The organism is Actinoplanes sp. HUAS TT8, assembly GCF_051380535.1.
In the GTDB taxonomy this organism is placed as follows: Bacteria; Actinomycetota; Actinomycetes; order Mycobacteriales; family Micromonosporaceae; genus Actinoplanes.
Genome location: NZ_CP195646.1, coordinates 11,197,575 through 11,215,108 on the forward strand (window position 1 = coordinate 11,197,575; position 17,534 = coordinate 11,215,108).

Annotated in this window: 13 protein-coding genes; 7 read left to right on the plus strand and 6 right to left on the minus strand. The window is 72.3% G+C overall.

The window, feature by feature from the left end; all coding sequences use genetic code 11:
• Positions 1 to 131: 131 nt before the first annotated feature.
• The 4 genes from ACSHV8_RS49980 (at position 132) to ACSHV8_RS49995 (ending at position 5,855) form a co-directional block, all read left to right on the plus strand.
• Positions 132 to 1,355, plus strand: a complete 1,224-nt coding sequence (locus ACSHV8_RS49980) for an IPT/TIG domain-containing protein (protein ID WP_436527526.1) — start codon at positions 132 to 134, stop codon at positions 1,353 to 1,355.
• A 16-nt stretch (positions 1,356 to 1,371) separates the two neighbouring features.
• Positions 1,372 to 2,616 (plus strand): IPT/TIG domain-containing protein, encoded by a 1,245-nt coding sequence (locus ACSHV8_RS49985; protein WP_436527527.1) that lies wholly within the window; start codon positions 1,372 to 1,374, stop codon positions 2,614 to 2,616.
• A gap of 16 nt (positions 2,617 to 2,632) precedes the next feature.
• Positions 2,633 to 3,844 (plus strand): IPT/TIG domain-containing protein, encoded by a 1,212-nt coding sequence (locus ACSHV8_RS49990; RefSeq protein ID WP_436527528.1) that lies wholly within the window; start codon positions 2,633 to 2,635, stop codon positions 3,842 to 3,844.
• A 130-nt stretch (positions 3,845 to 3,974) separates the two neighbouring features.
• Positions 3,975 to 5,855, plus strand: coding sequence for a S8 family peptidase (locus ACSHV8_RS49995; protein ID WP_436527529.1), 1,881 nt, complete (start codon positions 3,975 to 3,977; stop codon positions 5,853 to 5,855).
• 31 nt (positions 5,856 to 5,886) lie between these two features.
• Here the strand turns inward: ACSHV8_RS49995 and ACSHV8_RS50000 are convergent, their stop codons facing one another.
• Positions 5,887 to 6,585 (minus strand): hypothetical protein, encoded by a 699-nt coding sequence (locus ACSHV8_RS50000; RefSeq protein ID WP_436527530.1) that lies wholly within the window; start codon positions 6,583 to 6,585, stop codon positions 5,887 to 5,889.
• Positions 6,586 to 6,861: 276 nt separating this feature from the next.
• On the opposite strand from ACSHV8_RS50000, the gene ACSHV8_RS50005 reads away from it, so the two are divergent.
• Together ACSHV8_RS50005 and ACSHV8_RS50010 are read left to right on the plus strand one after the other, a co-directional pair.
• Positions 6,862 to 7,083, plus strand: a complete 222-nt coding sequence (locus ACSHV8_RS50005; protein ID WP_436527531.1) for a hypothetical protein — start codon at positions 6,862 to 6,864, stop codon at positions 7,081 to 7,083.
• An 80-nt stretch (positions 7,084 to 7,163) separates the two neighbouring features.
• Complete coding sequence (locus ACSHV8_RS50010; protein ID WP_436527532.1) at positions 7,164 to 7,853, plus strand: DUF4142 domain-containing protein; 690 nt, start codon at positions 7,164 to 7,166, stop codon at positions 7,851 to 7,853.
• Positions 7,854 to 8,022: 169 nt separating this feature from the next.
• On the opposite strand, the gene ACSHV8_RS50015 is transcribed toward ACSHV8_RS50010, so the two are convergent.
• Positions 8,023 to 8,781: a class I SAM-dependent methyltransferase gene (locus tag ACSHV8_RS50015; protein ID WP_436527533.1), complete on the minus strand. Its 759-nt coding sequence runs from the start codon at positions 8,779 to 8,781 to the stop codon at positions 8,023 to 8,025.
• 227 nt (positions 8,782 to 9,008) lie between these two features.
• Here ACSHV8_RS50015 and ACSHV8_RS50020 point away from each other — a divergent pair, with 227 nt between their 5' ends.
• Positions 9,009 to 9,239: a TM2 domain-containing protein gene (locus ACSHV8_RS50020; RefSeq protein WP_436527534.1), complete on the plus strand. Its 231-nt coding sequence runs from the start codon at positions 9,009 to 9,011 to the stop codon at positions 9,237 to 9,239.
• 144 nt (positions 9,240 to 9,383) lie between these two features.
• Here the strand turns inward: ACSHV8_RS50020 and ACSHV8_RS50025 are convergent, their stop codons facing one another.
• The 4 genes from ACSHV8_RS50025 to ACSHV8_RS50040 form a co-directional block, all read right to left on the minus strand.
• Positions 9,384 to 10,703 (minus strand): VWA domain-containing protein, encoded by a 1,320-nt coding sequence (locus ACSHV8_RS50025; RefSeq protein ID WP_436527535.1) that lies wholly within the window; start codon positions 10,701 to 10,703, stop codon positions 9,384 to 9,386.
• A gap of 330 nt (positions 10,704 to 11,033) precedes the next feature.
• Complete coding sequence (locus ACSHV8_RS50030) at positions 11,034 to 13,394, minus strand: DUF5682 family protein (RefSeq protein WP_436527536.1); 2,361 nt, start codon at positions 13,392 to 13,394, stop codon at positions 11,034 to 11,036.
• Complete coding sequence (locus ACSHV8_RS50035; protein ID WP_436527537.1) at positions 13,387 to 14,448, minus strand: ATP-binding protein; 1,062 nt, start codon at positions 14,446 to 14,448, stop codon at positions 13,387 to 13,389. The genes ACSHV8_RS50030 and ACSHV8_RS50035 overlap by 8 nt, the downstream gene beginning before the upstream one ends.
• An 87-nt stretch (positions 14,449 to 14,535) precedes the next feature.
• Positions 14,536 to 17,424 carry a DUF5691 domain-containing protein gene (locus ACSHV8_RS50040; protein ID WP_436527538.1) on the minus strand — a complete coding sequence of 963 codons (2,889 nt, stop codon included), beginning with the start codon at positions 17,422 to 17,424 and terminating at the stop codon, positions 14,536 to 14,538.
• Positions 17,425 to 17,534: the final 110 nt, after the last annotated feature.

Sequence of the window (17,534 nt, forward strand, 5' to 3'; positions counted from 1 at the left end):
TCAGGATTCGCGGTTGTCGGAAACCCCATGTTTTCAACCAAGCGGAAAAACCGTGCTAGATCCGGCAATCGCGACCTGAGAGTTTCCTGATCTCCGCGAATGCGGAGCAATCGGATCGTTAGGCTGCCGTCATGCTCCGACGATCCGGCCGGGCCGTTCTGGCCTCCGCCGCCGCGACCGCGCTGGTGACGGTGGTTCTGAGCGCGCCGGCCGAGGCCACGCCCCCGGCGATGACGCTGAGTTCGACGACCGGCGCGAGTGGCGGGGGCGCCACGGTCACCGGCACGATCCCGGCCGGCTCGGGGGTCAGTTTCCCGGCGGGCACCACGCCGACGATCCAGTTCCAGTTCACGACGTGCAGCGCGTCGGCCCAGGACGTGGATCAGATCGCGGTCAGCGGCACGACCCTGACCGCGGGTGTGCTGACCGTCCGGCCCTCGACCGTGAAGCGGTTCTCGACCACGAAGGTCGCCTTCCAGGTCCCGAACAGCGCCTATCCGGACAACGACGGCAACGGCAACCCGAGCACGATCAACCCGACCGGGCTGGTCCTGACCGGCGCGCAGACGTCGGCCCGGTGGAACGTCTGCGTCTACGACACGCCCTCGACGGTGGGCAGCACGCTGCTGGCCACGGCGGCGTACACGGTGGCACCCCGCCCGACCATCACCTCGGTCGTCCCGGCCAGCAGCCCGGCGGTCGGCGGCCAGTCGATCACCGTGAACGGCACCGGTTTCAGCACGTCCGGGCCCGGGGTGAGCGGCACGATCGGTGGGTCGGCGCTGACCGACGTCACCGTCGCCCCGAACGGTCTGAGCTTCACGGCGACCACCGGGCCGCACGCCGCCGGGACCGGGCTGGCCCTGGTCGTGACCGCGATCGGCGGCTCGGTGAGCAGCCTCGACCCGGACAACAACGGCAACAACAGCGACGCCATCCCGTTCGGCTACAGCAACGGCATCACGGTCACCCCGGGCAACGCGGTCAGCGGGACCTCGGTCGATCTCGACGTCATCGGCGCCGGGTTCTCGGCCCTCACCTTCAGCGCCGGGACCACACCGACCGACAGCGACGCGCACGTGTTCCTGGTCAAGGACGCCTACAACGCGGCCAGCAACCGGGGTGTGGCCGAGTGCGTGGTCGCCTCGGTGGTCGACGACGGCGAGCTGATCTGCACGCTCGACCTGTCGGCCGACCAACTGGACCCGACCGACAGTTCGGTGGTGGCGAACACGCCGATCACCGACGGCGCGTACATCGTGACGGTCGTGGCCAACGGTGATCCCGCGGCCGGGAACGCGGCCCACCCGACGATCATCAGCAGCGGCGCCACGTTCACCGTCGCACCCTACTGACCAGGAGTTTTCCGCGATGAGAAAAGCGTGCCTGGCCGTGGCCGCCACGACGGTCCTGGTCGTGGCCCTCGCAACGGCCCCGGCCGACGCCGCGGTGGCGGTCATGACGCTGAGCAGCGCCAGCGGGCCGAGCGGCGGCGGGAACACGATCATCGGCAAGGTCACCGCGACCGCCGCGAACCCGAGCCCGTTCGTCGCCGGCGGCACACCGACCGTGCAGTTCCAGTACACGACCTGCGCGGCCAAGGCGAGGACGGTCACCCAGATCGCGGCCAGTGGCGACAAGCTGTCGGCCGGGGTGCTGACCGTGAACCCGGACGACGTGAAGCGGGTGTCCGGGACACAGATCGCGTTCGAGGTGCCGTCGTCGTCGTACCCGGAGGTGGTCGCGGCCAACCCGAGCACGATCAACACCGGCGGGCTGGTACTGGCCGGGACGCAGACCAGCGCCAAGTGGTTCATCTGCGTCTACGACAGCGAGTCGACCACTACGAGCACGCTGATCACCCAGGCCCCCTACACGCTGGGGATCCGGCCCAAGATCACGGCGATCATCCCGAGCAGCGGGTCGGTGCTCGGCGGGCAGGTGATCACCGTGACCGGGGCCGGGTTCTCCACGGCGAGCAACGCGACCACGGCCAGCATCGGGGGAGTGGCGCTGACCGGGATCAAGGTGGCGAGCAACGGCAACAGCTTCGTCGCCACCACCGGGTCACGGGCCGCCGGGACCGGGCTGACCCTGAGCGTGAACACCCCGGGCGGGCCGGTGGCCAGCACCGATCCGGACAACAACGGGCTGCCGCAGGACGAGGACGACACGACCGCGGACGCGCCGATCACCTTCACGTACAGCAACGGCATTCAGGTCACCCCCAACACCGCGGCCATCGGTACGAAGGTCGACCTGCTGATCAAGGGGGTCGGCTTCACCCAGCTGACCTTCGACAAGAGCGACACCGCCACGGCCACGTCCACCACCGCGCACATCTTCCTGGTCAAGGACGGATACAACGCGGCCAGCAACCGCGGGGTCCAGGAGTGCACGAAGGTCCTGGTGGCCAAGGACACCGACCTGGTCTGCACGCTCGACCTCAGCGGGAACCGCCTGGACCCGACGACCAGCGCGGCGGTGCCGGACAGCCCGGTGCTCGAGGGCACGTACACCATCACCCTCGTCGCCAACGGATCGACCAGCGCGGGGGACGCGGCCGCGCCCAGCGTCGTCAACAGCGGCGCCACCTTCACCGTCGCGCCGTACTGACCAGGGGGTTTTGTTGATGAGAAGCGTCCGCCGGGCCTGCGGGATCTCGGTCGCCACCACCGCGCTGGTCCTCGCCGGGACCGGCGTCCCGGCGCACGCCGCCGTGACCATGACGCTGAGCAACCCGGCCGGGCCGAGCGGGGGCGGCAACACGGTCATCGGCACGGTGGTCAACAGCGCCGTCAACCCGTCGGTCTTCCCGGCCGGGGCCACGCCGACCGTCCAGTTCCAGTACGCGGCCTGCAGCACCATGGCCAAGACGATCACCCAGATCGCGGTGACCGGCACGGCCACCACGGCCGGGGCGGTCACCGTCGACCCGGCCGACGTCACCCGGATCACCAGCACGAAGATCGCGTTCAAGGTGCCGTCCGGCGAGTTCCCGTCCGGCAACGGCCTGAACACGGGCGGGCTCGCGCTGACCGGCGGTCAGATCACCGCCAAGTGGTACGTCTGCGTCTACGACAGCGACTCCACCACCTCCAGCACCCTGCTGGCCTCGTCGTCGTACACCATCGTGCCGCGCCCCACGATCACGTCGATCACCCCCGACAGCAGCCCGGCCGGCGGCGGCCAGACGATCACGGTCAACGGCGTCGGGTTCGGCTCGGGCTCGGTCACGGCGATCACCGCCTCGATCGGCGGGACGGCACTGACCAACGTCAAGGTCGCGGCCAACGGCAACAGCTTCACCGCGACCACCGCGCCGCGCGGCGGGGCGACCGGCCTGCCTCTGAGCGTGACCACGCCCGGCGGCACGGTGAGCAGCCTCGACCCGAACAACGACGGCAGCGGCGTCGACGCGATCCCGTTCAGCTACAGCAACGGCATCACGATCGCGCCGAACACCGCGGCGGCCGGGTCCACGGTCACCGTCGACGTCACCGGGGCCGGCTTCTCCCAACTGCTGTTCGACACCACGCCCGGCACGCCGACCAACAGCCACGCGCACGTGTTCCTGGTCCGGGGGGCCTACAACTCGGCGACCAACCGGGGGGTGGCCGAATGCGGCAAGGTCACCGCGGTCAGCGACACCGAACTGGTCTGCACGCTCGACCTGTCGGCCGACGCGCTCAGCCCGACGACCAGCGCGCCGCTGGTGGGCACGCCGATCCCGGAGGACGCGTACATCCTGACCGTGGTCGCCGACGGGAGCACGGGCGCGGGGTCGACGGCCAATCCGACGATCGTCAGCAGTGGCTCGGCTTTCGTCGTGGGCCCGTACTGAAGAAGTCGTGGGCCCGTACCGAAGAATTTGATGTAGGTCTCTGCTCCTAGGCCGCAACCGGGCGAATCCTCAAGTCACAACTCCAGCCGGAGAACGTAGTACACGTCTTCGAGCTGGAGGTTTGTGGTCGATGAAGGTTGTTCTGCGCCGGTACGCCGTCGGAGCCGTTGCCACCGCTGCCCTGGCCGCGGTCGCCGCGGTCGCCCTGCCCACCGGCACCGCGGACTGGACCCCGGTCACCTACGGCCTCACCGAGAGCGCCGACCAGCTGCTCCCGGCCACGGTCACGCCCGAGGAGCCGGCCCGGGTCGTCTCCACCACGATCGACAAAAGCGGTAAGCCGGTCGTCACGGTCAAGACCGCGACCGACCGGAAGAGCGCCACCGAGCTGGTCGAGAAGGCGCAGAAGGCGGCGAACGCGGTCGGCGTCGAGATCGACGCGAAGGCCGTCGCACTGGACGCGCCGAACGGCACCGACCTCTACCGCGGTCAGCAGTGGGACCTCGCGACGATGCGCGCCGCCGACGCCTGGAAGAAGTCGACCGGGTCGGGCGTCACCGTCGCGGTGATCGACACCGGCGTGGACGCGAGCAACGTCGACCTGGCCGGCAAGGTGCTCACCGGCTGGGACGCGACCACCGACAAGGCCGGCGGCAACACCGACCCGAACGGGCACGGCACCCACGTGGCGGGCACGATCGGCGCGGTCACCGGGAACACGATCGGCATCTCCTCGGTCGCTCCGGACACCAAGATCCTTCCCGTACGTGTTCTCGGCCAGGACGGCAGCGGTTACATGTCCGACGCCGCCGAGGGGATCGTCTGGGCCGCCGACAACGGCGCGAAGGTGATCAACATGTCCCTCGGGTCGTCCTCGCAGGTCACAGCCGTGAGCAACGCCGTCGCGTACGCCCGCAGCAAGGGTGTCACGGTGATCGCGGCGGCCGGCAACGAGCGCGGCAGCGGCAGCCCGGTCAGCTACCCGGCGGCCGACCCCGGCGTGATCGCGGTCGCGGCGACCGACTCGTCCGATCACGTGGCGTCCTACTCGAACGCGGGCAGCTACGTGGACGTGGCGGCGCCCGGGTCGAGCATCCTGAGCACGTACCCGGCCGCGCTCGGGCGCAGCTACGCGACGATGAGCGGCACGTCGATGGCGTCGCCGCACGTGGCCGGGCTGGCCGCGCTGCTCAAGGCCGCGCAGCCGAGCCTGACGCCGGACCAGATCGAGCAGGCGATCGAGAAGTCGGCGGTGGACCTCGGGACCGCCGGCCGGGACAACGACTACGGGTATGGGCGGGTGGACGCGGTCGCCGCACTCGCGGCCGTGACCAGCAGCGCCCCGACCACCGCGCCGACCACCGCCCCGACCTCGAAGGCCCCGTCGGCCGCGCCGTCGACCAGCACGCCCACGACCGCCCCGACGACCGCTCCCACCTCGGGCTCGCCGTCGGTCTCGACCAGCCCGTCGACCAAGGCCAAGCTGGTCATCACCCCGAACGTCACCACCGCCGACCTGGCCTACAACAGCACCACGATCACCAGCTTCACCGTCACCGCGGCCGGGCAGCCCTGGGTCCGCAAGAACGCCCAGCTCTGCGTCGCCGAGACCGGCAAGCCGTTCCAGTGCGTCGACGTGATCACCTCGGCCACCGGCGTGGTCAGCGCGAACCGGGTCGCCACCGGCGGCTACCAGCTGCAGCTGCGGATCGCCGAGACCGACGCCAACGAGGCGGCGACCGGCACCGCGACCTACAGCGTGCGCAGCACGGCCAAGGCGACCCGGACCGGCAGCCGCGTCATGACGGTGAGCCTCGCGTCGCCGGCCGGGCTGACCGTCGAAGTGCAGCAGAACTTGGCCGGCACCTGGACGAAGGCGCTGCAGTTCACCGCGAGCGGCACGACGACCAACGTGACGATCAACGGGCTGAGCACCGGTCAGCAGTACCGCGTGGTGGTTCCGGCGACCGCGACGGTCGCGGGCGCGACCAGCGAGACCGTGGTCGGCTGACCGTCTCCTGGACAGGGTGGATGGGCGGCGCTCAGTCGAGCGTCGCCCATTCCTGGTCGATGATCAGGATGCTGTCCTGGGGATCCGGTGCGCCCTGGGCGGCGACGGCCATCGTGACCACGCTGCGGTCGTCCGACGTGCGCCAGCACAGCAGCAGCCCGTCACGATCGGTGACCGGTTCGCTCGCGGCGAACCGCACCCGGCTCGTGCACCGGACACCGTCGCCCTCGTCGTGACCGGCGTCGGCGGCGAGCAGCAGGTCACTCTGACCGGTGAGGTCGAAACGGGCGCTGGACACCCGTACCGTCCCGTTCCTGACCGTCTCGACGCGGCGGGTGACCATGGCCTGCGGAAATGCCGCCGCCGTCGCCGACGGCGCCGAGGCGAGAACCGACGGCGTCGGCGACGGGGCACGCTTCGCTGCCTGCGCCGGGTGCGTCGTGCGAGAGGCCCGCAAATTTCCCGGTACGGCGGAAAGCCCCGTCCCGTCGATGCCGGGCGTGGTCGCGGCCGTGGTCAGCGGTGCCAGCGCGGCCGGCTCGGGCAGGGTGTCCTGGTCGGCCTCCATCACCTGGGTCGTGAGCAGATAGGCCCCGGCCAGCAGGGCGAGCGCGCCGGTCACGCCGATGACGACCTGCCTGCGGTGGTGGCTGCGCCGGGGCGCGACGGCCGCGGCGGAGGCGTAGACGCTGCCGGTGTGCGTACGGTCGTGCTGATCCTGATCGGTCATCTCCCCCTCCTCCGAGTCACGTCTCGATCTCATGTTTCCAAAGATCGGGATATACCGGGCTTTCTTCCGCCTCTTTCCACCGGGCTCCGCGGGGGCTCTGTCGGCTATCGGTCGGTCGCGTCACCCGCAGAGGGGGCGTGGGTCTCCGGCGGTTGACCGTGGTGGGTGGCGCGCGCATCGTGTGGGTCACGGGTGCGATGGCGGACGGATCCGGGGCCGTCCCGTCGCGTCCGGATCCGATTCGATCCGATCGGATCCGTTCGGAGGGAGGCCACGGTGGCCGAGGAAGCGGAGCATCTCCCCGCGCGGCCGTCGTGGGACTGCCGGGTGTGCGGCCGGGCGTGGCCGTGCGGGCCGGCTCAGGAAGACCTGACCCGCAAGCACAGCCGGATGGATCTGGCCGTGCTCATGTGGAACTACCTCGAGGAAGCGGCCCGGGACATGCCGCAGGCGGCGGCGCCGGAGTTGTTCAATCGCTTTCTGCGCTGGACGCAGTGACGTGGCCGTTCTGGGCTGAAAGCGAATAATCTCCGTATCTTCTTGACTAGGGTGTAGATGACCTATTCGAGGAGATGAGTATGCTTTTCCGGCGAATTCCCGTGGCGTTCGGTGTGGCCGGGCTCTTGGCTCTCCCCGCGGCGCAGACCTTCCTCACCGCGGCCCCGGCCTGGGCCGACACCCCTACCGTGCCCGCTGTCGCGCCCGCTGCTGTTGCGCCTGTTGCTGTTGCGCCCGCTGCCGTCGCGCCGGCTGCTGATCCGGCTGCTGTTTCGGCTCTTGCCGAGCCCGCCGCGGTGGCGTCCGGGCCGGACGCCGAGTTCCTGCAGGCTGCCCACCAGGCGAACCTCGCGGAGATCGCCGCCGGCCGCATCGCCTGGACGAAATCGAGCAACCCCGGGATCAAGAGCCTGGCCGCGTCCTTCATGCGCGACCACATCCGGATGGACGCCGAGCTCTACCAGACGGCCCGCAAGCTGCGGGTATTCCTGCCCGGCACGCCGACGGTCGAGCAGCAGGCGCTGGCCGAGCGCTACACGATCGCCGGCCCGGACACCTTCGACGAGTACTTCATCTCGACCCAGCTGGCCGCCCACCGCGCGGCCCTCAAGCTGACAGGTGAGGAGTCCGACAAGGGGTCGGCGGCGCCGGTCAAGGCCCTCGCCGAGAACGCCACGCCGATCATCGCGCGCCACCGCCAGATGTTGCGCGACGCCGCCGAGGCCCTGGGCATGGCCGGCTACGTCGACGCGGGTGGCCGACGCGGCTGAGCCACCTTTTGTCTTCTCCGCGGGTGGCGCGCCGCCCGGTCAACGGCGGCGCGCTGCCCGGTCAGGAGCGGCGCGTCAACCGTCTGACCGGGAGCGGCGCCAACCGCCTGATCGGGAGCGGCGCGCCGATCGGCCGGCCGGGAGTTGCGCGCCGCCGTGGCCGGTGAGGTCAGTTCACGCCGATGACCGCGGCGTCGGTCCCGCCGCGCCAGAGCACGCCGCTCTCCCCGAACCCGGCCGCCCGCAGCGCGTCAAGATGCCAGGCCGCCGGCGGATTCCACTCCTGGGCATGCCCACCCGGGTAGATCCGCTGCCGCTCCACCACCTTGGGCGCCAACTGCTCGTCGGCCGCCGCCCGCGCCCACCACTCCGGCCACGAGGTCGCCGCGCCCGTCTGGTACCGCGCGTTCCGCTTGGCCCGCGCGTGATCCCGCAGCCGCGCGGAGAACCCGGTCAGCCCCTCGTCCGGCATGTGATCGGCGTTGACGAAGATCCCGCCCGGCCGCAGCACGTCGCGCACCTCCGCGTAGAGCGCCCCGATCCGATCGGCCGGCAGCCAGTGCAGCGCGGTGGCGGTCAGCACGGCGTCGAACTCCTCATACGGCAGCTTGGCCCGCCATCCCGGATCACCCAGGTCGGCGTCGACCACGTCGCCCCGCCCGTCCAGCGACGCCGCGGCGATCGTGAGCAGCACCGGATCCTGATCGAGAACGGTCACCCGCGCCCCGGGGAATCGGGCCAGCGCCCGCAGCGAGATCGACCCGGTGCCACCGGCCAGGTCGAGCACCTTCGGCGCCGCGCCGTCGGTCACCGCCGCGACCGCGGTGAGCATCGCGTCGAACCGATGCTCCCGGTCGGGCAGGAACCCCTCCTGCTGCCGATCCCATGACTCCTGCCAGGTATCGGCGTTGTTCAGGTAAGCAGTCATAGGCATCACGCTAGTTACATCCGGCCCGCCGCGCCACCGCTCGCGGGCATCGATTCGCGGTCCGCTCAGGGATCGCCGGTGGACGTACCCGGATGGCGGCCGGCCCGTCATCGGCCGGCCATCCGGTCGATGTTCCGCACCATCGACCGTTCCCGTATCCTCAGTCCCCGCGTCGATGATCAACTTCGACGTATTCCCTGGATATAACGCTTCTGAGGAGATAACCCATGACCCAGGCGGTCGCGACCCGGAACCCGAAGCAGGTGGGCATCGCCTACGTGCTCTGGTTCTTCTTCGGCGTCCTCGGCGTCCACCAGTTCTACCTGGGCAAGACCGGCCGTGGCCTGCTCTACCTGTTCACCCTGGGCTGCCTCGGCATCGGCAGCCTGATCGACCTGTTCACCCTGCCCAGCCAGGTGCGCGCGGTCAACGCCAAGAACGGCGTCGTCACCGTCTGAACCCCAGCGGCATGACCGGGCGCGGAACCGACGAGTTCCGCGCCCGTTCCCGTTCCCGATCGCGCGGGGCTCCCTGATCGTGCGCCGTTCCCAGGTTGCGCGGCGCTCCCTGGTCGTGCGGCGCGTTCCTCGGTCGGGTGGCGCTCAGCCGGCCGCCCGCTGGCCGGCGAACCGCTCCGCGAACGCCTGGAGATCTCGCCGCTCGATCGCCGCGGCCATGAGCTCGGGAAACGCGTCCGGCGTACACGCGAACGCCGGCACCCCGAGCGCGGCCAGCGCCGCCGCGTTCTCGTGGTCGTAGGCGGGCGCCCCTTCGTCGGACAGCGCCAGCAACGCCACCACCTGCACCCCGGCCGCGGTCATCTCGGCCACCCGGCGCAGCATCTCGTCCCGCACGCCACCCTCGTACAGATCGCTGATCAGCACGAAAATGCTGTCCCGCGGCCGCGTGATCAGCTGCTGGCTGTAGGCGATCGCCCGGTTGATGTCCGTCCCGCCGCCCAGCTGCGTGCCGAACAGCACCTCGACCGGGTCGCTGAGCTGCTCGGTCAGGTCCACCACGGCGGTGTCGAAGACGACCAGCGACGTCCGCAGCGATCGCATCGACGCCAGCACCGCCGCGAACACCCCGGAGAACACCACCGACGCCGCCATCGAGCCGGACTGATCCACACAAAGAATCACATCCCGCTGTACGGCGGTGGTCCGCCGCCCGTACCCCACCAGGCGCTCCGGGATCACCGTCCGGTGCGCGACCTGATAGTGCTTGAGATTCGCCCGGATCGTCTTGTCCCAGTCGATGTCGGCGTGCCGGGGCCGGTTGATCCGGGCGGCCCGGTTCAGCGCCCCGGACACCGCGGCCCGGGTCTGCTGCGCGATCCGGCGTTCGAGCTGCTCGACCACGGTCCGGACGACCTGCCGCGCGGCGTCCTTGGTGGCCTCCGGCATCACCCGGTTCAGCGAGAGCAGCGTGCCGACCAGGTGGACGTCGGGTTCGACCGCGGCCAGCATCTCGGGTTCCAGCAGCAGCCGGGTCAGGTCGAGCCGCTCGATCGCGTCGGCCTGCATCACCTGCACGACGGTGCTCGGAAAGTACTCCCGGATGTCGCCGAGCCACCGCGCCACCTTCGGCGCCGAACCGCCCAGCCCGGCCGACCGCTTCACCGCCGTCCCGTCACCGTCCCCGGCCGCGTCGTACAGCGCCGCGAGCGCCCCGTCCATCGCCCCGTCGCGCCCCTCGGCCTTACCCAGCGACTCCTCGGCCGCCCCGCCGAGCACAAGCCGCCACCGCCGAAGCCGTTCCCGAGCCACCCCGTCCGCCCCCGGCGTCTCCCACGCCGGCTCGGTCGCGCCTGCCCCCGGCGTCTCCCGCCCGGCCGCGTCCTCGTCAGCCATCGGCTCTTCCCGAGCGGCCGCGTCCACCCGCGTCCCGGCGGCGACCTTCCCGACCCTGAGCAGCGTCATCCGCCCGGCCACCCCGGCCACCTCCTCTCATCCGATCGCCTCGCCCGGCCCCGCCGGAACCGGCCCCACCGCGCCCGTCACCGGAGGCCGCCGGCCTGCGCGCACCACCGGGTGATGCGGCCCGCCGCGAAGGCTCCGGCCCGTCGTCGTACTCCGCCGCGGCACCGCTCTTCGGGTGCGAGAAGATCCGCCCGGCCGGCACTGCCGGGCCGGGCCGGGCACCGTCGGCCGCCTCCTGGGTCGGATGCGAGAAGGTCAGCGCGGCCGGCTGGGCCGCGTTCTCACCCGACGGCGTCGGATCCGCGAAGTGCGAGAAAAGCTCGGAATCACTCATGCGTCCTCCCGGACCTGGATCTTGCGCCCTAGCAGAGCGCTCAGCACGGGCAGCACCGAAGCCGCCCGTTCCTCGTCGATGACGGTGACCCCGGCGCGTGTCACTCCCGCCCGCGGTCCGGCCACTCGCTCACCGATGGCCCGTCGTTCCCCGGCCTCGAAGGTCCCGAACGTACGCCGCAACAACGGCAGAACATCCTCGAACGCCTCCGCCGGCACGTCCGCCAGCCACTCGTCCACCAGTATGAGCAGCGCCTCGTCGTGCACGAGCAGCAGCCCGCCCCCGGCCAGGAATCCCTCCACCCAGGCGGCCGCGTGCGCCGGCGGGGTACCCACGGTCAGCGGCAGCCGCAACCGGCGCCGCACCTCCACTCCGTCGAGCCGCCCGGCGTCCATCAGGAGCCGGGTCAGCCGCCCGGCCGGCAGCCCGTGCAGATCCGGCCGGCGGGCCAGCGACTCCACGGTGGCCAGCCACAACTCCCGCAGCTCGTCGTCGGCGAGCAGGCTGACCGCCTGATGCACGCCGTCCAGCCCGTCGCGCAACTGTTTCGCGGCGTCGTCGGAGAGCGACCCGGCCGCCGACGGCAGCCCGGCGCAGATGCGTTTCAGCAGGCTGGCCGTCACCGTGGCCAGGCCGGCCACATCCGTACGCCGAACGTCGCCGTACCGCAAGGTCCGCGCCAACGCCGGCAGCGCCGCCATCAGGTGGTGAATGTCGGCGTCCAGCGCCGCCCGGGTGTCCAGCGCGGCCAGAACCTCCGGATACGCCTCGGCCAGCTCGGCCAGCAGGCACGTCTCCAGCAGCGTGGTCACCTCGGCGAGCGTCGTGGCCGCCCGCGCCCGCCGGATCACCCGCGCGGTCGACGCGGCGGCCACCGTCGTGCCCCACATGCTGCCCTCGACCAGCCGCACCGCGAACTCCGGCTGCCATCGCAGCACCCATTCCTCGCGGAAGGTCCCGGTGCCGCGCCGCCCGGCGGCCGGCTCGCCCCACGGGACGTCAAGCGTCCGCAGCCGGTGCAGCAGCCGGCTGCGTCGCAGGTCGATGTCCTTACGCAGGTCGAGTTTCAGCTCGCGCTCGGTGGCCTCCGGCTTGAGCCGCAGTGTCCGCTGCTGGGCGGTCAGATCCTTGGCCAGCGGCACGGCCGGCATCTCGTCCGGCACCGCGCCGAGCCGCTCACCGACCACCAGCCGCCGGTTGATCAGCTCGGTGCGCAGCGGCTCCCCGTCGCACATCACCGCCTCGGCGGCCTCGGTCACCTCGGCCAGCCCGGCCAGCGGCCGCCCCCGCAGCGTGGCCAGCGCCTCGGCCAGCCGCGTCGCCTCGATCACGTGCGCCGACGAGGTCGGCACCCCCTCGGCCCGCAGCACCCCGGCCGCGTCCACCAGCCACCGCGGCACCACCGAATCGGCACTGGCGAACAGATGGTGATACCACCCCGGCGAGCTCACCCCGGCCCCGTACCCGGACCGCGACGCCAGCCGCCCATACGTCCACGGCACCCAGGTGAACGCCACCTTGCCCTTGCGCCGCCCCTTGAGCAGGGCGGTGTCGTCCTTGACGGGAATCTTCCGGGTCAGCGCCGGCACGTGCCAGGCCCCGCAGACCACCGCGATGTTCTCGTGCTTGCGCCGGACCTCCCGCAGCACGCCCCGCATGTAGGCCTCCCGCAGAAGATCATCCGGATCCTCGGCGGCACCCTCCCGGATCGCCGCCATCGCCTCCGCGATCGCCTCGAAGACCGGCACCCCACGATGCTCGACGACGTCCTCCCACCAGCGCTCCGGATCGTCATACCCGGCCGCCGCGGCCAGCTCCCCGATCGGATCCACCGGCCGCCGAGCCGCCACCTCCTCGTCGCCCGAAACCGCCGCCTCGCCGTCCGCACCGTTTCTCGCGCCGCCGGGTCCGTTGCCGTCGGATCCGGCCGGCTGCGCCTGGGCACGCCCCGCCGCCTCGTCGCCGGGAGGTGCCGCCGCCTCGGTGTCGACAGGTCCCACGGGGGCGTCGGCCGGTGTCCCCGGTGCGGCCCCGTCGCTCGCCCCGACCCGATACGCATACGGCAGGTCGAAGAAGCGGACCGGAACCCCGCTCTCCACCGCCCACCGGATCGCCTGCCACTCGGGCGAGAAGACCGCGAACGGCCAGAACGCCGCCCGCCCCGGATCATCGGCCGCGTAGCCGAGCAGCGCGACCGGCGGCTCCAGCCCGCCGTCGGCCACCCAGCGGACCAGCTCGTCAGCCTCCGGCGGCCCCTCCACCAGCAGGATCTCCGGCTGCTGGGCGACCAGCTCCCGCACCACCGCCCGGGCCGACCCGGGCCCGTGATGCCGGATCCCGTAGAACCTCTCAGGCATCACGCGCCGCCCGGTAGAAGTCCAGCCAGTCGGGCCGCTCGCGGACGACCGTCTCCAGGTATTCCCGCCAGACGACGGCGTCGGACACCGGATCCTTGATCACCGCACCGGTGATCCCGGCGGCCACGTCACCGGCGTGCAGCGTCCCATCACCGAAGTGTGCGGCCAGCGCCATCCCGTTGGTGATCACCGAGATCGCCTCGGCCGTGGAGAGGGTCCCGGTCGGCGATTTCAGCTTGGTGCGCCCGTCCTCGGTCAGCCCGCTGCGCAGCTCCCGGAAGACGGTGACGACCCGGCGGATCTCCTCCAGGGCGGCCGGCACCTCGGGCAGCTCCAGCGACCTGCCGAGCTGGGCGACCCGCCGGGCCACGATCTCGACCTCGTCGTCCGCGCTGGCCGGCATCGGCAGCACGACCGTGTTGAAACGCCGCCGGAGCGCGCTGGACAGCTCGTTCACCCCGCGGTCGCGGTCGTTGGCGGTGGCGATCAGGTTGAAGCCGCGCTGGGCCTGGACCTCGGTGTTGAGCTCGGGGACGGGCAGCGTCTTCTCGGACAGGATGGTGATCAGCGCGTCCTGCACGTCGGACGGGACCCGGGTGAGCTCCTCCAGCCGGGCGATCGCCCCGGTCTGCATGGCCCGCATGATCGGGCCGGCCACCAGGGCGGCGTCGGTCGGGCCCTCGGCGAGCAGGCGGGCATAGTTCCACCCGTACCGAATAGCCTCCTCGGCCGTGCCCGCGGTGCCCTGGACCAGCAGTTTCGAGTCGCCCGAGATGGCCGCCGCCAGGTGCTCGGAGACCCAGGTCTTGGCCGTGCCGGGCACGCCGAGCAGCAGCAGCGCCCGGTCGGTGGCCAGCGTGGAGACGGCCACCTCGATCAGGCGGCGCGGCCCCACGTACTTCGGGGTGATCTTGGCGCCGTCGCCCAGCAGGTAGGTCACCACGGCCTGCGGCGACAGGCGCCACCCGGGCGGCCGGGGACGGTCGTCGGCGGCGGCGAGGAGAGCCAGCTCGTCGGCGTACTGATCCTCGGCGTGCGGTCGCAGTGCGGTCAACTCGAACTCCTGAATCGTCTAGGACCTGACCGGCGTGGTTCGCCGGGCCGGCCCTCGGGCCTGACCGGTTGGTGACTCGAAAGCAAGCTACCGCCGAGGTGTGACATTTTCGGACGCCACCGGATCTCGTAACTCGCGCACCATTTCCTCACGGAACGTGAGCGTGCGGGCCAGATCCGCGACCGGGCGGACCCGGCTGGGGTCGACCGCCGGCTCCAGCTGGGCGGCCAGGCGGCCGGTGAGATCCGCATACTCCGGTGGCATGGCCAGCGCGGCCGTCCGGCACAGCTCGCCGAGCTGCCAGGTGTGCCGATCGGTCCGTGCCCGGTGCGCGATCGTCTCCAGAACCGTCACGCTGAGCGGCTCCGGCCACGGCCCCGGGTGCAGCGCGAGCAGCCGGTGCGCCGACCCGTCCTCGGCCCGCAGCGCCTCGGCGGCCAGCCGGGCCAGTGCGTCCGGCGGCAGGACCAGGTGCAGGTCCCAGCGCACCGCCTCGCGCAGCACCCCGGCGTCGGTCGCGAGCAGCGTCGCCGCCCAGCGCGCGTCGCCCTGGGTGATGGCCGCCTTGGCCCAGCCGTGCAGCAACGGCCCGGCCCAGTCGTTTCCCCTGGCCAGGGCCAGATAGCCGCTCGGCTCCAGCTCGGTCCAGGAGTTCAGCGGCGCGCCCGCGATCACCTCCTCCAGCAGCCACGCGCCGGTGCCGGCGCCGTGCGCGGGAGTGGCACCGACCCCGTCACGCCGCAGCGCCGCGTCCAGCTCCGCGGGAGGCTGGACGGCCAGCCGGACCGGGTCGCTGAGCACCAGCCGCACGGCGGCGTGGGCCCGCTGCCGCATCCGCTGCCCGAGTGCCGCCCCGGGCAACTGCCGCAGCAGCTCGACCGCGATCTGGCGGACCTCCTTGCGCCGGTCGTCCAGGGCTCGTTCCAGCAGGTCCTCGTCGCCGGGGGAGAGCCCGTCGGTGAACGTGCCCAGGAACCGGGCCCGGTTCTCCGAGGACTCGGTGGTCCATGTGCTCTCGACCAGCTCGCGGGCCCGCGCCGGGTCGGCCCGCCGCAGCGTGATCAGGTGACCGAGGCGTTCCGCGGTGGTCGCGGTCGCCCAGTCGACGACGGTGACCGGGGCGGCCTCGTCGAGCAGCCAGCGCCAGTCCGCCCGCTGCCGGGCCAGCCACCCGCCGCGCCGCCCGGCGATCCGGGCGACGGCGCCGCGGACCGTGGTGTTGCGCCGGGCCGCGTCCAGCAGCGCCGGCAGCATCACCGGTGGGATCACCCCGCCCCGGGCCACCGCCGCGGACAACCACTGGGCCAGCAGCTCCTGCTCCAGGTGGGCGCCACCGGGCGCGCCACCCCGCAGGATCCGCCCCAGTCGCACCCCGGCCGCGACGGGCAGCGGCGGCGCAGTCTCCTCAGGCGCGGCCATCACCGGCGTCCGGCTCCGGTCCGGCTCGACCCCGGCCCGCCGCGCGGCCAGCGCCACAGCCGCCGCATCCAACAGAGCCGTGGCCGGCGACGAATGCCCACCCGAATCCCGGTCGAGCCCAGCCCCCAACGGAATCGGGGGATCGGCCGTGACCAGGTCGAACTGACTCGCGCCGACCCGGACGGACTGCCCCGACCACGGCCGCCGAGCCGTACCCACCAGCGCCGCCGCCAACATCTCGGCCGGCAGCTCGGCCTCCCGCGGTGCCCCGGGATCGGGCACGGCCGCCCCGGCCGGCACGAACTCCCCGTCCACCCAGGCGGCCAGCGGCCGCAACCCGCCCGGTGACCACTCGCCGGCCACCGCGGCCGGCCGCCCACCCGCGGCGGCGAGCAGCCACCACGGCTCCCGATGGCCCGCCGCCAGGGGAAGAGCGTCACCCGAGGAGTCGACGAGCCAGCCGTCCGGCGTGGGGGTGACGGCGGCCAGGAGCATCGGTCCGTCGTACCGGAAAGGCTCAGCGGCCAGGAGCACGGACCAGCGGGAGAGGGCCGCCCGCACCGACCCGCCGCCGTCCGGTGAGCCGAAGGGCTCGGCGGCGCTGTCGCGGGACGCGACAATCGCCCGCAGCGGCGCCGAACCCGGATAGAAGCAGAGGTCACCGCGGAACTCGGTGCCGGGCACCAGGTCGGCGGCGAGTGACTGGCCGGGCGCGGCGAACGACAGCACCAGCGCGAACCGCGAGGTCGCCGACCCGTGCAGCCAGGTGCGCCGGGTGGTCAGCGCGCCGTCGTCGGTGTCGTGCTGCCCGAGCACCTGCCAGCGGTCGGTCACCCGGGGCCCGGCCAGCACGTCGTCGGCCGAGGTGGGGAACCCGATGCGGGAGCGGACGGTCGCGGCTGTGGCCGGGTCGAGCGTGTCGAGCCGCTCGTGCCCGGCGACCAGCAGATGCAGCATGGCCAGCTCGCCGAGCAGGCGGTCGGCCCACTGCGGGCCGATGCCGGCGATCTCGCCGAGCCGCCGGACCGAGCCCGCCACGCCCGGCGCCTGCGCGTCGACCAGCCGGGCGGCCACCGGCTCGAACGTCTGATGACCGCGTTTGCCGAGCCCGGCCAGACCCTGCCCGACCTGGTCGTCCAGCCATCGGCGCAGCTCGGTCAGGCCACTGCTGACCCGCTCGGCCCGCTCGCGGGCGCGTTTGGCGGCGGCCACCGGATCGGGCGTGGACGGCTCTTTCGGCTTGGCCCGGGCGGCCCGCACGGCCTGCCATTTCGTCACCCATTCGGGGGCCGCCGCGTCGCCAGCGCCGGAGTCGGCCCAGTGCAGCAGGAGGCCGACCGCGTGTTTGCAGGGCGCCTGGAAACTCGGGCAGGAGCACTTGAACGCGGGCCCGGCCAGGTCGACGGCGACCTGATAGCCCCGGCACAGTCCCCATAGGATGTCGTCGAGCAGCCCGGTCGGGCCGAACTGCCCGGACACGCCGCGGGCACGCTTGAGCGCGGCGGCGTCGGGAGCTAGCGACTCCGCCTGGGCGAGGGACCATCGTTCTGCTGGCACGAGACGACCCTAGGCCGGGGGTACGACGTTTCGCCGCCGCCCCGGATCGGCTGTGGATAACCGCCCGCTGTGGATAACCGGCCTTCGGGCGAGCGGGCGGGGCAGACTGT